A 22,923-nucleotide genomic window follows, 5' to 3' on the forward strand; every position below is an offset into this window, starting at 1 on the left:
TTTTACACTTGACTGCACTTTTCTTTAGTTGCGATATTGCCCACCCATCAAGGGGTGTGTCGATTTGTGATGTTATTTGCCGAAATATCAGCTAAAAGAGTAAATGAAGGAACATTTAGTTACCCTTTCAGAACAAATGAACGAAGCACCTAAGAAAGCGCCATTGTAATTTTGTAGCATAACTTATTTAGATAATAATGAGCAAAACGTTATTTACACTCTCACTAATTCTTTTATTAATTGGCTGTCAAAATAGCACCATAGTTGATAAGTATGCGATTATTCCACAGCCTAACTCAATAAGCTATAACGATGATTTTTTATCAATCAATCATGGTATTGCCATTGAAAGCAATTATCCGGATGGAATGGAATTGATAGAATTGCTGAAAAAACAATCCAATAAACCAGGATTGACCTTCGATAGCCAGGGAGCCACTCCTTTTTTGTTAGTATATAATCCCGATTTGGATGAAGAAGCGTATCAATTGCAAATCAAAACAGATAGAATAGTAATATATAGTTCATCAAAAGCCGGGTGGATAAATGGCTATCAATCTTTTTTGCAAATGTGGCCTGTTGGTGAATACGATAATATTCAGATTAGATGCGGCGAAATTAATGATATGCCAAGATTTGCCTATCGTGGATTGCACCTTGATGTATCGCGCCACTTTTTTACCCTGGATGAAGTAAAGGCATTAGTTGATCAGATGGTATACTACAAACTCAATAAGCTACACCTGCACTTAACAGATGATCAGGGCTGGCGTATTGAAATAGAAAAATACCCTTTACTGACAGAAAATGGAGCCTGGCGCGAGCATAATAATCAGGATAGTCTTTGTCTGGAGCGCTCAATTGACGATGCAACCTTTGCTATACCCGATCATTACTATGCCATCAAAGAGGGGAAAAAACTATATGGCGGTTTTTATACAAAGGCCGATTTGAAACACTTGATTGATTATTGCGCTCAACGAAATATTGAAATAATTCCTGAGATTGATGTGCCTGGGCATTTTAAGGCGGCTATTGAAAATTACCCTCACCTGTCATGTACAGGCAAAGCCGGATGGGGTGCGCATTTTTCTTACCCTGCTTGTCTGGGCAAAGCATCAACTTACACCTTTATTGAGGATGTTTTAACTGAGGTGGCCGAATTATTTCCATCAGAATACATCCACATTGGAGGTGATGAGGTGAATAAGGATGAGTGGAAAAAGTGTCCAAGTTGTCAGGCTGCTATCAAAAAATTAAAATTAAAGGATGAACACGAATTGCAATCGCATTTTAATCATGAGATAGAAGACTTTTTAGCTTCGAAAGGTAAAAAACTATTAGGCTGGGACGAAATTGTGGAAGGTGGTTTGAGCGATAACGCAACCGTTATGTGGTGGCGCAACTGGGCACCTAACACCATTCGTGATGCCGCTAAAGGTGGTAATGATATCATTGTAACCCCTGATTTTGAGTACTATTTCGATTTTCCATACTCAGCAACGCCTACCAGCAAGGTTTATAATTTTGAGCCGGTGCCCGATGATTTTACGGTTGATATGGCAAACAGGATTATTGGTGTGCAGGGTAACGTGTGGACGGAGCGTATTCCAAATACCAAGCGATTGGCCTACCAGGTGCTGCCACGTATGTTGGCGATGGCCGAGTCCGGGTGGACCAATCAGGAGTTGAAAAATTTTGAGGCGTTTGAGGAGAGGTTAAAAAGCCATTATACTTATTTCGAATCGCAAGGGCTGTTTTATCACTTGCCTGAAATTACCGGTTTTGAGGATAAGACTGTGTTTACCAATGTTTCATCATTTCAGCTAACTATACCTGATAGCGAAATAGAGGTGTATTATACATTAGATGGAACAGCACCCGACCGCCAAAGTATTAAGTATACAGGTGCTATTGAAATTGACAAGTCGTGCACCATCAGGTTTAGAGCCTATAAAGGGAAGGTGTTTAGTAAAATTTACAGTGCTGATTACATTAAGCAAAGCCCGGCACAACCGGTTGTTGTTGATGCGAAATCAGGTCTTAAAAGAAGGTTTTATAAGGGGCGTTATTGGAAAAGTAAAGATGTGCCAGTTGGCAAGAGTGCTGATGCCGAAGTTGTGGTTGCTGATTTTGGTTTAGGTCAGTACGATGGGCAGGAGAACTATGCCTTGGTATTTGACGGCTATTTTAAGGCTTCCTTCGATGGGGTTTATACTTTTTATACCAAGTCCGACGACGGCGATCAGCTTTTTATACATGAGCAATTGGTTGTTGATAATGATCCCAGTCATGGGCCGCGCGGACGAAAAGGAGCTATTGCTTTAAAAGCAGGATTGCATCCTTTACGTCTGATATATTGTCAGATTGGAGGAGGAGCTTTGCAAGAGGTGTATGTTCAGGTGCCTGGTCAGAAGAAAAGGAAAGTAACCTCAGATGAGCTTTTTAATTAACACGAAAGAACAAATAGGATAAATATAAATTTCTCTTGACTGTTATCGGGTGAACAAGAGAAAAAAATAAGAGGATGAAGAGATTAATACCAATATTGTTGATTGTGATTGTGGCGGCCTGCCAATCAGCGCCACCTAAGGATGTTGGACAGCTGAATTTGCCGGCCTTTGCACCCAGACATTATATTTGCTATCGTGCATCAGAGCCACTGAATATAGATGGTGAGTTGAATGAAGCGGCCTGGCAAAATGCGCCCTGGACAGATTTATTTGTAGATATAGAAGGGGATAAAAAGTCGGCACCCGCCTTGTCGACAAGGGCCAAAATGCTCTGGGATGATGAGTATCTTTACATTGGCGCTTACCTTGAAGAACCACATTTATGTGCCAGCTTAACAGAACGTGATGCTGTGATTTTTTATGATAATGATTTTGAGGTGTTTATCGATCCTAATGGAGATACGCATGGTTACTATGAGTTTGAAATGAATGCATTTAACACTGTTTGGGATCTGCTTTTAGTGAAACCATATCGCGATGGTGGACCGCCAATCAATAACTGGGACATTAACGGCCTTAAGTCTGCTGTTAGCTTGAAAGGTACCATTAATCAGCCCGATGATATCGATGAAGGCTGGTTTGTTGAATTGGCATTCCCACTGGATGTATTACGTGAGTATTGTGGAGGTGTGGATGCTAAAGCAGGTAATCAGTGGCGTATTAATTTCAGCCGAGTACAATGGCAATATGATGTGATTGAAGGTCAGTATAAAAAGAAAATAAATCCTGAAACAGGAAAACACTACCATGAAGATAACTGGGTGTGGTCGCCGCAAGGAGTTATTGATATGCATCGTCCTGAAACATGGGGATTCTTACAATTTTCTGATGTTGTTGCCGGTGAAGGTGAAGAAGCTTTTGTATTCAACCAGGATGAGTTGGTTAAGTGGGAACTTTATACCATCTATCACGCTCAACGCTTGTTTAAAAACCATACAGGGGCATACGCCAAATCAGTCCATGAGTTATCGGCCGTGCACTTGCCAGAGCTCCAATATGTCAATAAAATAGCTACAACAGGTTCTTTGTTTGAGGCGGAAGCATCTCGCGCAGAAAGTGAATTTAACTGGCACATTAATAATGAGGGGCGTACCTGGAAAATGAAAAAGTAGAACAAGATTATTGCACCTTGCCTGTTAGGTCATATAAATGGTTTACGGGTATTGTGGCAATCGACTAATAAGCTGAAAGTATAAATTTAAGTATATGAAAAAACACGTAGTATTTATTCTGACCTGCCTGATGGCTACATCGCTTATGGCGCAGCCAGATGTTACCGAAACAGAAAAAGGAAAGGAAAAGCGCATGCAGTGGTTTAAAGATGCCAAGCTGGGCATTTTTATCCATTATGGTATTTATGCGGTGAACGGTATTGATGAATCCTGGTCGTTTTTTAATGGGTACATTAATTATGACGATTACATGAAACAGCTTGATGGCTTTACTGCCGCCAAATATGATGCAGGCGAATGGGCCAAAATCATAAAGGCCAGTGGTGCTAAATATGCCGTGTTAACCACTAAACATCACGATGGCGTGGCACTTTGGGACACCAAAACAGAGCACTTTAATACGGTTGATAATACGCCTGCTAAGCGCGATATAGTTGAGCCATTTGTGAAAGCACTTCGTAAAGAAAAACTTAAGGTAGGCTTGTATTACTCCTTAATCGATTGGTCATACCCAGATTATCCGGCGCACTTACGTAACGAGAATCGCTACCAGAATGATGATGAGCGCTGGAATAAGTTCACTGACTTTTACTTCGCTCAAATGAATGAGCTATCGGGGCGTTTCAATCCCGATTTATATTGGTTTGACGGTGATTGGGAGCACTCGGCCGAAGAGTGGAAATCGAAGGAACTGCGTGAACTGATGCTTAAATACAATAAGAACATCATATTGAACAGCCGCCTGCAAGGGTATGGCGATTATGATACGCCGGAGCAGGGAGTACCCATCAAGAAACCCAATAATCCTTACTGGGAGTTGTGCATGACCATGAATGACTCATGGGGTTATCAGCATAACGATCATAACTACAAAACTCCCTATCAGTTGATTCGTATTTTTGTGGATTGTATCAGTATGGGAGGCAACCTGTTATTGGATATTGGCCCACATGCCGACGGAAGTATTCCACAAGAACAATTGGATATTCTTAAAGAGTTTGGCCGTTGGACTTCAAAGCATGAGGAAGCCATTTACGGAACTCTGGCTGGTATAGATAAGAAACACTTTAACGGACCAACGGCATTATCTAAGGATGGTAACACGCTTTATTTGTATGTAGATAATCAACCAAATCACCCCATATTAGTAAATGGTTTAGATGCAGATGTTGAGAAAGTACGTGTTGTTGGTCAGGGAAAGGAATTGTCGTTCGATTATGGCGATAAGGTATTGTCTATTAATATGGATAATGCAATGGCTGATCCAATCATGACTGTATTGGCTGTTGAGTTGAAGAGAAGCATTAAACTGGTGACGCCTGCTGTTCGATTGGAAGAACTTGCCTTGGGCAAGGTTAAAGAGGATGAGGCCTGGGGCAAGAAGCACCAGATTGCATTGGATGATATGACCGAACCAATTCCCGGTGGTCATTACAATGGGGCAACAGCACTGTCGAAAGATAAAAACATACTTTACCTGATGGTAGATGGTAAAAACAACGGACCTTTGATTGTACGCGGTCTGAAGAATAAAATTAACCGCATTTGGGTAGTTGGTAATGGTACAAAACTAAGTCATAAGGTAATAGGTAAGCAATATTGGAGCGATGTGCCAGGCATTACCTATATTGATTTGCCAGAAAAAGTGCTGGATAAGGAGATGACAGTTATAGCCGTATTATTGGATGGCGAATTAGATCTCTACAGAGGAAAGGGGCATGTTATAGAAAGTAATTAGTTTGATTTTGCATTTATATTGTAATGGGAGCCGCCTTTGTCCGTTGGATAAAGGCGGCTCTTTAATTTCCGCCAATTGAGAACCATTATTCAGAGGGATACGATCATCAAAAGTTGTTAAAGAAGGCTTCTTTGGTGGAAAAGTAACACATATTTGAAGTCGTTTCCTTATAGATTGTTATTTTTGCAAATCTTTTAACTGCAAATTAATATCATGAATAAGAGCAAAGAAATTATATTGCTGAATATATCCGGTGAGGATAAGCCAGGGTTAACCGCCATATTAACAGGTATCTTGTCGCATTACGGCGTTAATATTCTGGATATTGGTCAGGCAGTTATACACGAGGACTTAGGATTGGGTATTTTATTTGAAGTACCTGAAGCAGCGGAGTCAGCACCAGTGCTAAAAGAACTGTTGTTTAAATCATATGAATTAGGGCTTAACCTTAAATTTACACCTGTAACAGAGGAGAAGTACAAAGAGTGGGTGGGGCAGCAAGGTAAGGAGCGTTTTATTGTCACACTATTGTCACGCAAGTTAAGTGCTGAGCAGCTGTCGCAGGTGACCAGTATTATTTCAAATCAGGGCTTAAACATTGACTATATATCCCGTCTTAGCGGCCGTGTTTTATTGGATGATCATGAAGGGAATGATAAGTCGGTTGTTGAATTTTCGGTGCGTGGTACACCCAAAAGTGCCGAAGGAATGAAACAGGAGTTTATCGATATTGCCAAAAAAGCGGAGGTAGATATTGCCTTCCAGGCCGATAATATTTTCCGCAGAAACCGCCGTTTAGTATGTTTCGACATGGACTCGACCCTTATTCAAACCGAGGTAATTGACGAATTAGCCATTAAAGCTGGTATTGGCGAAGAGGTGAAGGCCATTACAGAGGCTGCCATGCGCGGCGAAATTGATTTTAACGAGAGTTTTATACAGCGTGTGGCATTGTTAAAAGGATTGGATGAAAGCGTTATGAAGGATATCGCAGAAAACCTCCCAATTACCGAAGGGGCAGAGCGTCTGTTTAAAACACTGAAAAAATATGGCTACAAAACTGCTATCTTGTCAGGAGGATTTACCTATTTTGGTAATTACCTGAAGAGTAAGCTTGATATCGATTATGTGTTTGCCAATGAATTGGAGATTGAAGACGGAAAACTGACGGGTAAGCACAAAGGTGAGATTGTGAATGGAGAGAAGAAAGCAGAACTGCTTAAATTACTTGCCTTTAAAGAAGATATTCATCTTGAGCAGGTCATTGCTGTAGGTGATGGTTCCAATGATTTACCCATGTTAAAGCTGGCAGGTTTAGGTATCGCTTTTCATGCCAAGCCTAAGGTAAAAGCATCGGCCAAGCATCACATTTCTACCATTGGTCTGGATGCCATACTCTATTTATTGGGTTTCAGGGATAGAGAGATAAACCTATAAGCTTCTGATTTGTAGTGGAGTAATTTATGTTTTTTTAGCGTTTATTTCGCACTTCTGAAAAGTAGAAATTTATTATTTTTGCCGCCCAATGATTTGAGTTAAGTATGGGGAAAGGAATTTTTCATCGCTCGGAGCTGTTAATGGGCAAGGAAGTGATGCAGGCATTGGCCGGGAAAAATGCGATATTATTTGGTATTGGAGGTGTAGGCAGTTGGTGTGCCGAGAGTCTGATTCGCACAGGTATCACGAAATTGACCATTGTGGATAGCGACCGCGTGTGTGTCACTAATGTCAATCGCCAATTGATGGCTACCTCAAAAACGGTGGGACAGGTCAAAACAGAGGCGCTTAAGGAACGTTTGCTGGAGATTAATCCAAAGGCTGAAATTACAGCATTGCAGAAAATCTATAGTAAAGAAACATCAGATGACTTTAAGCTCGATGATTATGATGTGATTATTGATGCTATAGACAGTCTGGGCAGTAAAGTACACCTGATTCGCCGTGCTACCGAAACAAATGCCTTATTTGTTTCATCAATGGGAGCAGCTCTTAAGGTTGATCCAACGCGGGTAAGAGTTGATTCATTCTGGAATGTTAAAGGATGCCCCCTGGCTCGAAAAATTCGTAAAATGGTGCGAAAGGTGGGTGAACCTTCGCGTGATTTTCTTTGCGTATATAGTGATGAGTTACTTGAAAATGCAGGTGCTGATGCTACTTGCGGCACTGAAAAATGCTTATGCCCAAAGGCAGAGAACGGACCGGGCGATCCTGATTTGGTTAACCATGAGTGGTGCAGCTTAAAAGCGGCTATTAATGGAAGCTTAGCACATATAACTGGTATATTCGGGATGACACTGGCCGGACTGGTGATACAACAAATACGAGATGAAGTAATAAATGAAGCATAAAAAATCCCGGCCTGCAGGCCGGGATTTCTTTTATCCTTTGGTTTTTAATAACCAAAAATATCTTCTAAAGCCAATTCGTTCACCTTACCAAGTTGCGATAAAGCTTTCTTGTCTAAATCAGATTTGCGGCCTAGCACCATGTAAGTATAGTTTTTGCCTTTAATGTGCTCGTTAAAAAAGGACTCGAAGTCATCTAAAGAAATAACTTTTGCCTTTTCATAAACATCCTTGCGCACATCATAGTCAATGCCACGATCGTTATTGCTCAGGTACTCCCAAAACATATCTTTATTGGTAATGCGTTCGGTGTTAATCTGCTTAACAATACCTTCGCAGGCCTGTTTAAATTGCATTTCAGCTCTTGGCATCTCATTCATCAACTCTGTTAAGGTGGATGTGGCAATACTTAACTTATCAGCTTGTGTACCAAGGCGGCCGTATATAAAGTTATCTTTATCCGCTTTTCGGGCAGTAACATAACCTGCACCTGCCGAATAGGCTAAAGCCTTGGATTCTCTGATTTCCTGGAATACGACTGATGATAAACCAGAACCAAAGTAGTTATTAAATACCTCAGCATAAGGTATTATTTCTGCATCGAAAGGTGTGTCTTTAACCAACAGTAAAATGTTGGCCTGGTTAATGTCATAATCAACCACATACACCTGTGAGCTTTCGTTTTCGCGCATTTTGTAATCTATGGCCTCTGGTATAGCTGCCAGCTGCTCAGGTGTTTTATGATGCTGATTCAGCAATGCAGTAACTGTTTCAGCTGATGAAGGCCCATAATAGTATACCTTGTGTTCATAATAGGTCATTTCATTCAGCTGGCGGGTTAAGTCTTCCGGATTTATGGCTGTCAGTTCATCGGTGCTAAGTAGGTATTTTCCAGGTGATTTTTTGCCATAAATACCGTAATCAACCATGGCACCAAAGATACGCCCCTGACTTTTCTTGGCATCACTGCGCTTTTTGACGATACCTTTAACAAATTCATCGTACGACTCTTGCTCGGCTTTAGCATTATGGATAATGTGCTCAAGCAATTCAATACCTTTCTCCAGTTTTTCATCCAGTCCTGCAATGGTCACATAGCAACGATCGTTACCAGCATTAACCGATAGGCTCAATCCATAGCGGAAAAGCTCCTTGCGCAGGTCTTCAGGTGAGTACTGGTCAGTTCCTAAAAGAGGCAGGTAATCAACCGCCAGTGGAAACTGCAGGTTGTTATTTTTACCTAGATCAATCACGTAGTTAAGGCGGAATAAGCCATTGTTTTCGTTAGTTGAGTGGAAGAATTCCAAACCAGGTTTAAGCTCTTCTTTGTGAAGTTTACTGTTGAAATCAACAAATACCGGGTTGATATCACTGATTTCCTCGGCAAGAAATGACTGGGCAAAGTCCGATTGTAAATCCCTGTTCACAGGCACAGCTGTAATTTCTGGCTTATCCACTTTAACAAGTGCGCTGTTGTCGCCGGTTCGTTTATAAACAATTACATAGTTGTCGCCATATTTCTCTTTGGCATATGCCATTACCTGTTCTTTGGTAATTTGCTTCATCTTATCCAGGCTCGCCAACACATCGGCGTGTGACTGACCCGAAGTAAACTCATTCATCAGCGAATAGGCCGAATAGAACGGATACTCAAGGGCATTCATAAAGTCCAAACGTGCTTTGTTCACGATGGCCTCAATGATCCAATCTTCAAATTCGCCGTTTTTCACTTTATCCAACTCGGCTAACAGCAGGTCTCTCACTTCCTCAAGCGTTTGTCCTTCTCTTGGTTTACCATTAAAGATGTGAATACCATAGTCGCGCATGAACCATGAGCCAGATGAGGCGCTTAATACCTTTTGCTTTTGTACAAGATCCAAATCGATTAATCCGGCTTGACCATTTGATAGGATAGAGCTGATAAGGTCCACCATAATTTCGTCATCGCTGCCAATACCATTAAAACGGAATGCCATTTGCATGCTTTCGGCATCAGGTCCAACAACTTCTTTTACCACAGGGGCAGTGATTGGTTCTTCTTTTGGTAATTGTGGTTCAGCAAATTCTTTTTTCTCCATCTTACCAAAATACTGGTCAATCAATTGAATGGTAGGTTCGAAATCCAGGTCGCCAGCCAGTGCAATTGCCATGTTGTTGGGAATGTAGAACTTATCCTTGAACTTGTATATTTCTTCCATTGAAGGATTCTTCAGATGCTCAGGGAAGCCAATTACATCGCGTCCATATGGGTGGTTGGTAAATAAACCTTCCATCATGGTTTGGAAAGCACGCTGACCGTCCATATCCTGATACATGTTAAATTCTTCATAAACGGTTTCAAGCTCGGTATGAAATAAGCGAAGCACCAATCCGGTAAAACGCTCGTGTTCGAGCTTGGCCCAGCGTTCCAATTCATTTTTTGGAACTTCACACATGTATACAGTCGATTCGTAGGAGGTACCGGCATTTACACGAGATGAACCCATTGCTGTATTAAGCTTGTCGAATTCATTGGTAGCAACATAAGTGGCAGCAATTTGCGACAGGCTATCGATTTGAGCATAGATGGCTTTTTTAGCTTCAACATCTTCGGTTGCGCGATGCTTTTCAAATAGGTCAGATATTTGCTCCAACAGGGCACTTTCCTTTTCCCAGTCAACTGTTCCTACTTTGCTGGTGCCTTTAAACATCATGTGTTCCATGTAGTGCGCCAGACCGGTAGCATTGGGATCTTCGAAGGTAGAACCGGCTTTAACACCAATGAGAGCAGCCACGCGCGGTTCGTCAAGGTTACGCGTTAAATAGACCTTTAAGCCATTGTCAAGGGTGTAAATACGGGCATTGTAGGGGTCGTTGGTAACTGATTCGTAACTGTAGCCATTACTATCAGTATGTTGTTGAGTTTGGTAGGTAGGTTGTTGACACGAAAAAAGTGCCAGAAAGCCTGTAAGCAGCAGGCATGATAGTTGTTTCATAAGTTTAGTTTTTGATGTTAAGAATATTTGAAGATAGTTATTTATAATTAATATATAGACACTTGTTAAATAATTCTACTAAAGTTTTAGTTGGTAGGTTGAATTGTTAATTAGCAATGATTGAGGTGAAACAGAGGTGTATCAGGCATTTCAATAAAGTTTATACCGAATTAGCTGGCAGAATTTATGGTTAAATATGTTTTTGTGAGCAAGGAGCTGCATCTGTGCTATTCACCTCTATAGAATGATTGTTGTAACCTAATATAACAGGTGCCCAAAGGGAGCTTGATATGCGCGTTTTATGCAGTAAAGGCATAACATTTATACGAATGTTGTGTTTCAGTTGCTGCTACCAATTTCAACTGTCTAAACGCCATAAAAAAGCCGCACAGATATTGGCTGTGCGGCTTCATCATATGCTTTGAGGTATTTATTCAAACAGCTCATTTAACAGGCCGCTGCTTTCTTTACCGCTGTTTTTTCCCATGGGAGAAATAGCCCTTATCAGCTTATTGATTGGCATTGATTGCAACCACACCTTACCTGTCCCGCGTAGAGTGGCCAGGAACAGCCCTTCGCCACCAAACACCATGGATTTAAGGCCTCCTGCTCGTTCAATGCTAAAGTCGATACCATCTGTGAAACCAACCACACAACCCGTATCAACGCGGAGCGTTTCGCCGTTCAACTCTTTTTCAACCAATGTACCACCGGCGTGAATAAAGGCCTTGCCATCACCTTGCAGTTTTTGAAGGATAAAACCTTCGCCACCAAAAAAGCCGGCGCCTATACGTTTGTTGAAATGCATGGATAATTTAGTGCCTAATGCAGCACATAAGAAGGCATCTTTCTGCACAATAACACGACCGCCTATTTGGCTCAGGTCAATTGGTACGATGGTTCCCGGGTATGGGGCCGAAAAAGCCACCCGTTTTTTGCCATAACCACGATGGGTAAAATGCGTAATAAAAAGTGACTCACCGGTAATTAGTCGTGATGCACCAGCTGCCAGCTTGCCCAGAAAGCCCTGCGAAGGATTAGAGCCATCACCCATTTTAGTTTCAAAGTCAATGCCTTCTTCCATGTATAGCATGGCACCTGCCTCTGCAATAACCGTTTCATGCGGATCCAGTTCAATCTCTACAAACTGAACATCATGGCCTTTAATTTCATAATCTATCTCGTGAGAGTTCATAGTTGTTAAGTTTAAGTGTTATTTAATTAGTTATGTTGGGTAATATTTCGTTTTCTATCTTCTTTTTGGCTGAGTTATAGCCGTGTTCAATAATTTCATCAAACTTATTAAAATCCCACATTGAATATTTGGTCAGTTTTTTAGTTTCGATAAAAAAATCACAATGCAGGCGGCTGATGCGTTCGTTCTGCAGTATGGATAAATTAAACACGCGTTCGGCTACATCCTTGGTGTTCTTAATCTTGTCCATCTTTTTATCGGCTACCACGCTGGAACCAATCACGGTATCGCAATCAAACATCAGTGGTTCGGCTGGCAGGTTCATAAACAAACCGCCATCAACATAGGTATAACCATCAATAACGGTTGGTGTAAATGCTACCGGCACGCTGGCGCTGGCAATTACCCAGTCAAATAATTGCTGACCTTCACTCACCACTTTTACTTTACCTGTGTTAAGGTTACTGGCTGTTACGCAGAATGGCTTTTTCAATTGCGAGAAATCTTCGTGCCCCAGATGTTCCAGTAGTGCCTCTTTAACACCATTCAGATTGACCAAGCCACCTTTCAGAATATCAATGTTAAACCAATTCCATACCTTTTCTTCCTTCAGTTTACTGATAATTGTATCAGCATTAAAGCCGGCGCTGTAGAGTACACCAATGATGGCTCCCATACTGGTTCCGGCAACACTGTGAATGGGGATGGAAAACTCTTCAAGGGCTTTTATAACACCGATATGGGCAAAACCTTTGGCTCCGCCACCGCCAAGTGCCAGTCCTGTTTTTCCTAGCTGTTTCATGTCAGATAACTTCGGTTAGGATGGTTTTAATGCCTTCTATATTGTCAATCGTATATTCTTCTTCTATTTTTTTCCAATCCACCTTCAGGCGCATGGTATTGTTAATTAATAGCTGAGCGATGTCTTCCTTGCTTAATAAGATGCTGGCTTTATAATAGGACACATTCCACTTATCGATAAACTTTTCTTCGATATTGTGCGTGAAGGTATTGGTAAGTTCTGCACCATTGGAAAGGATTAAATGCACAGTGCGTTCCTCAGCAGTATAGCCAAAGTATCGGTTGGCATCACCTAAAGGCATCATAAATTCAAAGTTAATGAAAACCTCACCATTATTATTGGTGGCAGATGCTGAACAGCGTATTCTGCCTTTTTCTTCACCAAAGAAGCGAGCCAGTTTTTTGCTCACGGCATTCATTATCTCAACCTTTTCTGAGGTGGTATTTTTAGTGTCGTCAACGGAAATAACCTTAGGAGTAGTTGCAACAGGTGCCACAGTAACAGGCGTATCCACCTGACTTTGCGAGGCTTTGTTTTCAAGATCTTTCTCGTATTTCCAGGTGCCATTCTCATACAAAACAACCGTTTCTCCGTATTGAGTAATGGCTTTTATTGTTTGGGCTGAGGCTGCACATGTGGCAGTCAACAGGATAAGTAGAATAAAGAGATGCTTCATTGTGCTTAAGTTTTATTGCTTAAAGATAGAAATCCTGCGGGATATAGGCTTATCTGTCGGATGATTGTTTTGCAAACGTTTGCTAATCATGTGCGAAATTATTTTGACAGTAAAAGTTAGTGCTCAGGAGCCTGTTGATGATTGTTGCAAAGTGTTGTGGTTTAGTTGACTGTATGCCTCTTATTAGTCGCTTAAATGTGTTTTATGTCGCACAGCATGTAGGGCGCTGAAAATGAATTCCCTCTAATCTGATTATTTTTGGCACAAGTTAATAGGTTATTAATGAGCTTATTCAAAGCTAAGTGCGTATTAAAATATACAAGTATATGAAGAAGTTATTCGTTTTGCAGCTTATGGTATGGATGGGGCTGATGATGTTTGGTGAAGAGTTAAAATCACCCAACGGCGCCTTTAAAATGGTTTTTGAACTGAAGGATGGTGTTCCTGCCTACAAGCTGGCTTTGCATGATAAAGCAGTCATCAAAGAAAGTCAATTGGGATTGGAGTTAAAAGATGCCGAATCGTTGTTGAGCGGCTTTGAAGTATCAGGTGTTGAGCATACATCCTTCGATGCTACCTGGCAGCCAGTTTGGGGTGAGTGGAAAGATATTCGCAATCATTACAACGAAATGGCAGTGACTTTAACACAAACTGAGAGTCAACGAAAGATGTTGATTCGTTTTCGACTGTTTGATGATGGCTTAGGTTTTCGCTACGAATTTCCTGAGCAAGAGCTTCTGACCTATTTTGTGATTAAAGAAGAGCGCACGCAATTTGCTATGGCAGGCGATCATAAGGCATTTTGGATTCCCGGCGATTACGATACACAGGAGTATGATTATACTGAGTCAAAACTAAGCGAGATACGCGGATTGATGGAGAAAGCCGTTACGCCCAATGCTTCACAAACACCCTTTTCAGACACTGGTGTGCAAACAGCGCTGATGATGAAAAGTGATGATGGTTTATATATCAACCTCCACGAAGCTGCTTTGGTGGATTATGCATGCATGCATCTGAATTTGGATGACAGAAACCTGGTGTTTGAATCACACCTGACACCTGATGCACGTGGCGATAAAGGCTATATGCAGGTACCCTGCACCACGCCATGGCGTACGGTTATTGCCAGTGATGATGCAGCTGATATATTGATGTCGAACATTACCTTAAATCTGAATGAACCATGTGCCTACGACGATGTATCGTGGATTAAACCGGTTAAATACATTGGCGTTTGGTGGGAGATGATTACCGGTAAAGGAAGCTGGTCGTACACCGATTTGCCAAGTGTAAAGCTGGGCGAGACTGACTACTCAAAAACAATACCTAACGACACACATTCGGCTAATAACGATAAAGTGAAACGCTACATTGATTTTGCGGCAGAGCATGGCTTTGATGCAGTATTGGTTGAGGGCTGGAACGAAGGCTGGGAAGACTGGTTTGGCAAATCAAAAGACTATGTGTTCGATTTTGTAACGCCTTATCCGGATTTTGATGTGGAGATGCTGCGCGACTATGCCAACGCTAAAGGCGTAAGAATAATGATGCACCACGAAACATCAGGCTCAGTGCGTAACTACGAACGTCATATGGATAAAGCCTATCAGTTTATGGCTGATAACAACTATAATTCAGTTAAGAGTGGCTATGTGGGTGATATTATTCCACGCGGCGAATACCACTATGGCCAATGGATGGTGAACCATTACCAGTATGCCGTTGAAAAAGCAGCCGAGTACAAGGTGATGGTTAACGCCCATGAGGCAGTGCGTCCAACGGGTTTGAGCCGTACCTATCCTAACCTGATTGGTAATGAAAGTGCCCGGGGAACCGAATACGAGGCCTTTGGAGGTAACAATGTGAACCACACCACCATTTTGCCATTTACGCGCCTGATTGGCGGACCAATGGATTATACCCCGGGTATATTTGAGCCGGATGTAAGCCAGTATAATCCTGATAATGGCTCACACGTGCGCACCACCATTGCGCGTCAGCTGGCCTTGTATGTAACCATGTACAGCCCACTGCAGATGGCGGCCGACCTGCCTGAAACATACGCTAAACACATGGATGCTTTCCAGTTTATTAAAGATGTGGCCATCGATTGGGAGGATACTCAAGTATTGGAAGCTGAACCAGGTGACTACATCACCTATGCCCGAAAAGAGAAAGATGGCCATCGTTGGTTTGTGGGCCGTACGAATGATGAACAAGGTCGTACCTCACACATTCAATTTGACTTTTTGGAGCCCGGTAAAAAATATGTTGCCACCGTGTATGCCGATGCTAAGGATGCACATTGGGAGACAAATCCGAAAGCTTATCAAATTGAGAAGTATGTGGTAACCAGTAAGTCAAAACTGTCGCAGTACTGTGCGCCAGGCGGTGGTTATGCCATTAGTATTGTAGAAGTAAAAGAAAAGAGTGATATTAGAGGCGTTAAGCGCCTGTAAAAGGGGTTTAATTTTGGTTAAACGCGGCCACCTTTGCTTTTGCAGAGGTGGCTTTTTTTGTTGCTGTTACACACCGTTAATGTAAATAATATTGGTATTGGTAAAAATATTTGGGAATACACTTTGTGTAATGAAGGCTATAGATTATGTTTAAAGGGTAAATGAAAAAAATCTTTAAACTTAATTCGTAAAACAATGATTGTATTTTTAGGAGTATTGGTTGTTTTTGCCGGTATTGTAGCGTTTATAATATCTAAACTGGAAAAGCAAAATAGTAAACTGCCTGCTATTTTTAAGGGCATCACTAAGTTGCATGGTATAATTCTGGTAATTGCCGGATTAACCTTAATGTTACTTAATTCTATGTTCTTTTTTGCTGACAGAGGATTTAATTATCTGTTGGTTTCTCCAACAGGTCATATGAGTGCTGTTATGGAGCAGGGTATTAAAATAATGGTACCAGGAACCAAATTAGATAAATGGCAGAAATACATTGATGTGAAGGTGGTGAGTAAGCAAACCGAATCAGACCTGGATGAATTGGAAGGGGTGATGAACCCAATACCGGTGCGTTTTATCGACCAGGTAACAGCACAGGGACATGTTTCTTTGCGCTTCCAATTGCCCGAAGATAGTCCTTCGTTTATTAAGCTGGCCGTTAAGTATCGTACCATGAGCAACCTGGTGAATAACACCATTATTCCTACCGTGCGTGAACAACTCATCAACACTGGCTATATGTTTGCAGCGCAAAACTATATCTCTGGTGAAGCACAGTCTTTCCGTCAGACTTTTGAAGAGCAGTTAAAGGAGGGAACCTATGCGGTAAATAAGCTGGAGGTGAAAGATACGATTTACGATGCGATTGATATGACTACCAAGCAGCGTACCATAAAGGAGATACAGACCAGCTATAAGGTTGAAAAAATCCTTGAGAATGGTATACCCAAGCGTATCCCGCATGAACTGTCGGAGAATAATATCATTGTTTCGCAGGTAATTGTAGATAAGATTGACCTGGAAGCCACCTTTAAACAGCGATTGGAAGCTCAGCGCGATGAATCGGCTAAGCGACAGTTAGAGCAGCAGATGATTGAAACAGCTAAGGCTGAGCAGCAGCGTATTGTTGCGCAGGGTGAACGTGATAAAGCCGAAGAGCGCGTTAACCAGGAGAAAGAACAGGTGAAGGCCCTGATTGCCATTGAAACAAAGCTGAAGCAGGAAGAAACCAATAAGAAGCTGGCGGCTATCGCTCTGGAAACTGAAAAGCTGAATGCCATGAAGAAAAAGGTAACAGCTGATGCCGAGGCCTACGAAATTGCCAAGAAGGTAAACGCAGGTATCACACCTGAGGTGAAACTGGCAATGGAACTGGATCGTGATGTGAAGGTGGCGGCTGAGATTGCCAAAATCAAATTCCCTGAAACCATGATTATGGGTGGCGATTCTAAAGGAGGTACCCCTCTGGAAAGCCTGATAGGAGCGGCCATGGCCAAGCAACTACAAACCAGTAAAGGCAACTAAAAACAGCATCCGTAAATATTACAAGCCACTTCTAACGGGAGTGGCTTTTTTATTTCCCCCACCGCCACTTCCCCAGGGGAAGATTGATTGGCAGCTTTATTTTACGTCATGTTAATCCGTGCTCCCCACGGGGAGCTGTCCGCAGGACTGTGGGGGATTTATACAAGATACATTTGCAAAATTACTTCTGCTTTCTACCCAAAAACTAATAAACTATTCCTATCTTAAAAACAAACTTAAAACGATATGCTATGACAGACGATAACACAAAACTAGTGACTGTATTTAATGGTACACCCATGGAGGTGGAAATGCTTTGCCAGGTGCTGAAAGACAATGGCATTGAAGCCAGTATGAAGAATCAGATAATAGGCATGGTAGCGCCACACCACACGCTCGAAGGAGCCGATGTGCTGGTGATGGAAAAGGATAAAGAAGCCGCGCTCAAATGGGTGGAAGAATTTAAAAAGGCAGAATAAGCATACTATGTTTAGAGGTAATAAACCCCGCTTGTTCAATGTATCAGGCGGGGTTTTGTGTGCGAACCTATTCGTGGTTAATGTTAGTTATATTATCCTCTTTATTACAAAGCTAGGTATTCTCAGCTACCGTGAATGTCCTCGCATGGGGTGTAATTGATAAAGTAGAACCACGCGATAAGATTCAAGCGGGAGCATCCTGAGTTGTAACTACTAAAATATCATCGTTTAATGCTATCTTGTAGCTCATTGAAAAAAACAAACTCAACACCTATGCTACGTTACTTACTATTTTTCGGGCTGTTGCTATTTGCCACAAGCCTTGGCGCACAAACAACAACGCAGGAAGACCTTAACCTTGAATCGGTATTTGAAGGTACTACAGGTACTTTTGTGCTTTACAATGTAGGGGGCGATAACTATAAGGTTTATAATGCTGATAGGGCCAGCCAGGCTTTTTCGGTGCATTCAACTTCTAAAATAGTGTGGTCCATAATTGGTTTGGAAGAGGGGCTGATAGCCAATGATGCAGCGGTGATGAAGTGGGATAAGGATAAATATCTGCCTGAAAAGTTTTGGCCGGAAGGTTGGAGTCAGGACCAGACAGTTGTATCGGCCCTTAAGTATTCGGTTAACTGGTATTACTTTGAGCTGATGCCATTAATGACGCCCGAAATGGTGGAGCAATACCTCAATCGTCTGGATTATCAGCCGGGCTTTCAGGTGGAAAAGCTGCATTACTTTGGTTTGACCTACCAGATAGAAAAATCGGCTATGGAGCAGATTGCGTTTCTTCGGCAGCTATATACTAATGCCTTCAATCTGTCACCATCAACCGTTAGCTCCATTAAAAAAGGGATGCTGCAGGAGCAGAATGATGACTACACCTTATACTATAAAACCGGTGCCGGCGAAATTAGGCATGGTAACTGCATAGGCTGGGTTATTGGCTTTGTTGAAAAAGGCGATGAGCTCTATTATTTTGCCATGAACATTGAAGACAAGGATTTCAAGAGTATTCTGGGAAAACGCATTGTTATAACCAAAGAAGTGCTTAAGGAGCTCGGTGTTAGTGAGTAGTTTTGAGTAAGCTAAAATGTGAATAAATGGCGGAATTTTAATACCCTCAGTTATTACCCTAGCTACCGCGTTTGTCCTCACAGGTGGTGTAACGATATAACCTTAAAAGTTAAGACGGCCGTATTTCCCCATCGCCTTCGGCACTTGCCAATTTGTGTTAAACTTCAAAGGCATTAGCGAAACTTTGTTTTCCCCAGGGGAAGATTGATTGGCAGCTTTAATAATGCAATTTCAATGTTATGGGCATCAATTCTCGCCATGGAGATATAACCTTATTTATTCAGTAGTTTAATCAGCTGGTCTAAATCGCTCTTTAATCGTTTCAGGGTCTCAATGTTCATGTTGTCGCCAGCTATTTTTTTCACAAGCGACTCGGGTATCACAGCTGCTTGCTCTTGCAGTTCGTCACCTTTGGTGGTCAGCTTAATAATCACCTTGCGCGAATCTTCTGTCGACTTTGTGCGCGTGATAAACCCTTGCTTTTCCATCCGCTTCAGCAGCGGCGTAACCGTGTTAGTATTCAGGATGAGTTTTTGTGTAATTTCATTGACACTGCGTTCGTCCTGCTCCCATAGCAGCATAAACACCAGGTACTGCGGATAGGTGATACCCAGCCGATCCAGATGTGGTTGGTATTCACGGGTTATCAGCCTTGATGCAGCATACACAGGAAAACAAAGCTGGTTCTCAAGTTTTAATTGTTCGTAGGCCATTGTATGTTGTTTGGTTTATTGGGGAACCTTAACAGCTCCCCAATCTCAATGCAAAACTACGCCAAAATTTTAGATAGGAAAGTGTCAATTTTAGCTGGCTTGGTAACGGGTGCAAACCGTTTTATGGGCTGCCCGTTGGCATCAATTATAAATTTGGTGAAGTTCCACTTGATTTTGCTGCCCAGCAGTCCGCCCAGTTCACTCTTGAGGTATTTAAACAGGGGATGAGCTTGTTCCCCATTCACATCTACCTTGGCAAACATCGGGAAACTCACGCCATAGTTGATCAGGCAGCCTTCCGATATGGATTTTTCATCACCTGGCTCCTGGTTGCCAAACTGGTTACACGGAAACCCTAGTATAACCAGACCTTTGTCTTTGTACTTTTGATATAAGGCTTCGAGGCCTTCGTACTGGGGAGTTAAGCCGCACTTGCTGGCTGTGTTCACCACCAATACAGTTTTGCCCTTATAGTCGCTCATGTTAATAGTTTTGCCTTGCAGAGTTTTGGCTTCGAATTGGTAAAAATTGTTGGTCATAGCTTTCGTTTATTATGTATTTATTGTCTTAATAGCGTATAAGTGTCGTGCGCGATACAAATATAGATAAAGCTGATGAATAAATATCGCCTGCGATATAAAATAGGAGGTGTTTATGCATGAAACGACAATAGGCAGGTGTGAAGCGCAAAAAGCAGGAGGTGAGCGACCTGTTATCTGGAGGGGCAGTCAATGACGGTAACAAGACTACAGCACGATACCATATGATTAAAACTGTGCCATTCCAATGAATACCGACAGGCAGGTAAGAAGACTTTATCTGACATCACTCAGGCACTAAGCATATTCGCCTGGTTTCCACAAAAAAGCACGGTTAAACTCACGCCGAAATCATATATGCTTTATTGGTTTGATGCTTAAATTGCAGGTTTTGCAGTAGTTGTTTGTACTGCTCAGGGTAGTTCGCTTCCAGCCATTCGCACAGTTTGTCCTGTTCACTGTCAGTTAACCATAAGCGCGATTTGTATATTTCTTTTTCAAACCGGCTTGGGTTATCAATTACATTTGTGATAATTGCTTTCTGGTGTTCGTAAAATGAGCCGTCCATGTGTCTTGTAAGTTTTATTTGCGGCCGCAAGTAAGGAATAATGGGCCGTTGGTAAATTAAGCGTGGGTTAAGTGTAAATGAATAATCCGATGTGTATGGGTGTAGCTTCGTGAAAGTGTTTGAGCCATAATGAAGATGGGTAGATGATTTGAATAAACAGCCTGCGAATCCAAGCAGAAAAAGGCGATTACACCATATTTACCTACCTTTGCACAGCAATAGAATAAATACCATCGCCATATATATCCAATGAGAATACTATTAAACTGTTTGCCACCAGCCGATATTTACAGTCCATCCATTTCGCTTTCTATTCTTAAGACCTTTATGAATGAAAACGGTTTTGAAACAGCCATAAAGTATTGGAATTTTGACTTGTCGGTGATGAGTGATTTTACCGATAGCGAAGATACCGAAGATCGCCTGTTGCCTTTTTTATCTATACTAAACGATCAACATGGCAATGCCAATGGTAATAGGCGGATACTATCTAAGCTACAGGCCTTAAACCCCGATTATATCAGTTCAGATATCAACCACTATGCTGAGTTTTTAAAAGATGCAAAAACTGAAATCAAAAGTCGAATCAGAGAGGGATTAGCGGCAATTGATTGGACTGAGATTAGTTTGTTTGGTATCACGGCTAAGTTTAACCAATGGATACCTGGTATTATCCTGGCTGAAGAGTTGAAGAAAGTGGCGCCTCATGTGAAGGTGGTTATAGGAGGATTTGGCAGCGATGAGGTGGCGCGCGAAGCGATGAGGTTATGCCCGGCCTTTGACTATGCAAGCTGGGGCGAAGGGGAATATCCGTTATTAGAGTTGGCCACTCAGATGAATGCTCAAGAAACAGATTTATCTGGTGTACCGCGTTTATTTTACCGTAATGGAAACACCCTTGTGCAATCGGAGCAGAACACAAGTGACTACCTCGATTTCGAGCATTACACCTATCCTGATTACAGTGATTACCTAAGTGCTTTCCCGAAGGATGAAGATCGTGAGCAAATAAGTATTCCCATCAATTCCATCCGCTCTTGTCACTGGCACCGTTGCAATTTCTGCGATTTTAACAAGGGGTATAAGTTACGGGCACGAAGCCCTGAATGTGTTGTCAATGAGATTGCCACCCTCAATCAGGAGTATGGTTCCACTACTTTTACGTTTGTTGATAGCGATACGTTTGGCAGTTTAAAGCATTTTGAAACATTGCTCGATTTGCTGATTGACCTGAAGTACCAAACAGAGGAGGACTTTTCTTTTTGGGCCGAGATAATACCAAACAGGCATTACTCAAAAGAATTAATGCAAAAGATGGCCATTGCCGGTTTCAAAAACCTGTTTATTGGCTACGATGGTTTATCCGACGGTTTGCTTAAGAAGATGAATAAGAGCAATACATTTTCTGATAATGTGCAGTTTATCAAATATGCCCTGAAAAATGGCATATACCCCTATGTGAATGTGATTAAGCATGTGCCTGGGGAAACCGAGGGCGATGTGCAGGAGTGTATGAATAACCTGCATTTCCTGCGATTCTTTTATAATCATCCGATTGTAGAATTTTCACACAACTATGTTACGCTGGTGTTGTCATCCATGTCGAAGTATTACAAGTTGATGCCCGATAACGAAGTGGGAAATTATACTGTTGATGAGCTATCGTATTTGCTACCTGGCAGCTTTTCAGACCATGATGAGCGGTTTCACCTATTCCGTTATCAGCGCAATGTGGCTGCTAATGTACGGGAGTGGGACAGACTTGAAGAGGCTGAAAACTATTACAAGCAGCACCGTTTCAGCTACACCGTGCAAACGCATAACGGTGTGTTGTATTATACCGAGTATTGTGATGGCAGCGAGATTGAAAATATTGTTTTTGGCGAACCTGAGTATGCCTTTGTACTGAAGGCAAGCGCTAAAAAAGTCATCAGCTTTGATGAGTTATATGCATTGGCAAGGGAGGAATTTATCAGCCATACCAGGGAACGCTTACAAGAGGTGATAAGCAACCTGCGCGCGGGCTATTTACTGTATTGTAACGCTGAGTTGGACCAGCTAGTGTCATTAATTGATGTGGAGTAGGTGTGTAGTCGATAATCCCTTTGAGCTTGCCTGAATAGAAGATTTAAAACCTATAAA

Annotated in this window: 17 protein-coding genes; 10 read left to right on the forward strand and 7 right to left on the reverse strand. The window is 41.9% G+C overall.

Translation table 11 applies throughout. From position 1 onward, the window contains the following. Window positions 1–197 precede the first annotated feature (197 nt). The 5 genes from KDU71_RS17350 to KDU71_RS17370 all read left to right on the forward strand — a co-directional run bounded on the left by KDU71_RS17350 (window position 198) and on the right by KDU71_RS17370 (window position 7,771). A complete protein-coding gene (locus KDU71_RS17350; RefSeq protein WP_212192362.1) occupies window positions 198–2,453 on the forward strand; it encodes a family 20 glycosylhydrolase in 2,256 nt (751 codons plus the stop codon). A gap of 74 nt (window positions 2,454–2,527) precedes the next feature. After that, entirely contained in the window at window positions 2,528–3,625 is a 1,098-nt protein-coding gene (locus KDU71_RS17355; protein WP_212192363.1) for a carbohydrate-binding family 9-like protein, read from the forward strand. 94 nt (window positions 3,626–3,719) lie between these two features. Then, window positions 3,720–5,423, forward strand: coding sequence for an alpha-L-fucosidase (locus KDU71_RS17360; RefSeq protein ID WP_212192364.1), 1,704 nt, complete (start codon window positions 3,720–3,722; stop codon window positions 5,421–5,423). A 213-nt stretch (window positions 5,424–5,636) separates the two neighbouring features. Then, window positions 5,637–6,860, forward strand: a complete 1,224-nt coding sequence (gene serB / locus KDU71_RS17365) for a phosphoserine phosphatase SerB (protein WP_212192365.1) — start codon at window positions 5,637–5,639, stop codon at window positions 6,858–6,860. Between the two features lie 104 nt (window positions 6,861–6,964). Then, a complete protein-coding gene (locus KDU71_RS17370; RefSeq protein ID WP_212192366.1) occupies window positions 6,965–7,771 on the forward strand; it encodes a tRNA threonylcarbamoyladenosine dehydratase in 807 nt (268 codons plus the stop codon). 44 nt (window positions 7,772–7,815) lie between these two features. On the opposite strand, the gene KDU71_RS17375 is transcribed toward KDU71_RS17370, so the two are convergent. The 4 genes from KDU71_RS17375 to KDU71_RS17390 all read right to left on the reverse strand — a co-directional run bounded on the left by KDU71_RS17375 (window position 7,816) and on the right by KDU71_RS17390 (window position 13,416). Continuing rightward, on the reverse strand, window positions 7,816–10,743 hold the full coding sequence (locus tag KDU71_RS17375; RefSeq protein WP_212192367.1) for a M16 family metallopeptidase: 2,928 nt from the start codon (window positions 10,741–10,743) through the stop codon (window positions 7,816–7,818). A 430-nt stretch (window positions 10,744–11,173) separates the two neighbouring features. Beyond that, window positions 11,174–11,938 (reverse strand): TIGR00266 family protein, encoded by a 765-nt coding sequence (locus tag KDU71_RS17380; RefSeq protein ID WP_212192368.1) that lies wholly within the window; start codon window positions 11,936–11,938, stop codon window positions 11,174–11,176. Between the two features lie 22 nt (window positions 11,939–11,960). Further along, the gene (locus tag KDU71_RS17385) at window positions 11,961–12,740 is read right to left on the reverse strand and encodes a patatin-like phospholipase family protein (protein ID WP_212192369.1); all 780 of its coding nucleotides are present in this window, start codon (window positions 12,738–12,740) and stop codon (window positions 11,961–11,963) included. Between the two features lies 1 nt (window position 12,741). Continuing rightward, complete coding sequence (locus KDU71_RS17390; RefSeq protein ID WP_212192370.1) at window positions 12,742–13,416, reverse strand: hypothetical protein; 675 nt, start codon at window positions 13,414–13,416, stop codon at window positions 12,742–12,744. Between the two features lie 326 nt (window positions 13,417–13,742). Here KDU71_RS17390 and KDU71_RS17395 point away from each other — a divergent pair, with 326 nt between their 5' ends. The 4 genes from KDU71_RS17395 to KDU71_RS17410 all read left to right on the forward strand — a co-directional run bounded on the left by KDU71_RS17395 (window position 13,743) and on the right by KDU71_RS17410 (window position 18,961). Beyond that, complete coding sequence (locus KDU71_RS17395; protein WP_212192371.1) at window positions 13,743–15,878, forward strand: glycoside hydrolase family 97 protein; 2,136 nt, start codon at window positions 13,743–13,745, stop codon at window positions 15,876–15,878. A 195-nt stretch (window positions 15,879–16,073) separates the two neighbouring features. Then, window positions 16,074–17,402, forward strand: a complete 1,329-nt coding sequence (locus tag KDU71_RS17400) for an SPFH domain-containing protein (RefSeq protein WP_212192372.1) — start codon at window positions 16,074–16,076, stop codon at window positions 17,400–17,402. 251 nt (window positions 17,403–17,653) lie between these two features. Beyond that, the gene (locus KDU71_RS17405) at window positions 17,654–17,881 is read left to right on the forward strand and encodes a putative signal transducing protein (protein WP_212192373.1); all 228 of its coding nucleotides are present in this window, start codon (window positions 17,654–17,656) and stop codon (window positions 17,879–17,881) included. 273 nt (window positions 17,882–18,154) lie between these two features. Continuing rightward, on the forward strand, window positions 18,155–18,961 hold the full coding sequence (locus KDU71_RS17410; RefSeq protein WP_212192374.1) for a class D beta-lactamase: 807 nt from the start codon (window positions 18,155–18,157) through the stop codon (window positions 18,959–18,961). Between the two features lie 272 nt (window positions 18,962–19,233). Here the strand turns inward: KDU71_RS17410 and KDU71_RS17415 are convergent, their stop codons facing one another. The 3 genes from KDU71_RS17415 to KDU71_RS17425 form a co-directional block, all read right to left on the reverse strand. After that, a complete protein-coding gene (locus KDU71_RS17415; RefSeq protein ID WP_212192375.1) occupies window positions 19,234–19,674 on the reverse strand; it encodes a MarR family winged helix-turn-helix transcriptional regulator in 441 nt (146 codons plus the stop codon). Window positions 19,675–19,730: 56 nt separating this feature from the next. After that, complete coding sequence (locus KDU71_RS17420) at window positions 19,731–20,213, reverse strand: glutathione peroxidase (RefSeq protein ID WP_212192376.1); 483 nt, start codon at window positions 20,211–20,213, stop codon at window positions 19,731–19,733. 340 nt (window positions 20,214–20,553) lie between these two features. Beyond that, window positions 20,554–20,781 carry a hypothetical protein gene (locus KDU71_RS17425; RefSeq protein ID WP_212192377.1) on the reverse strand — a complete coding sequence of 76 codons (228 nt, stop codon included), beginning with the start codon at window positions 20,779–20,781 and terminating at the stop codon, window positions 20,554–20,556. A 249-nt stretch (window positions 20,782–21,030) separates the two neighbouring features. Here KDU71_RS17425 and KDU71_RS17430 point away from each other — a divergent pair, with 249 nt between their 5' ends. Next, entirely contained in the window at window positions 21,031–22,866 is a 1,836-nt protein-coding gene (locus KDU71_RS17430) for a radical SAM protein (protein ID WP_212192378.1), read from the forward strand. The last annotated feature ends 57 nt before the right edge of the window (window positions 22,867–22,923 follow it).

Source organism: Carboxylicivirga sediminis (genome assembly GCF_018156225.1).
In the GTDB taxonomy this organism is placed as follows: domain Bacteria; phylum Bacteroidota; class Bacteroidia; order Bacteroidales; family Marinilabiliaceae; genus Carboxylicivirga; species Carboxylicivirga sediminis.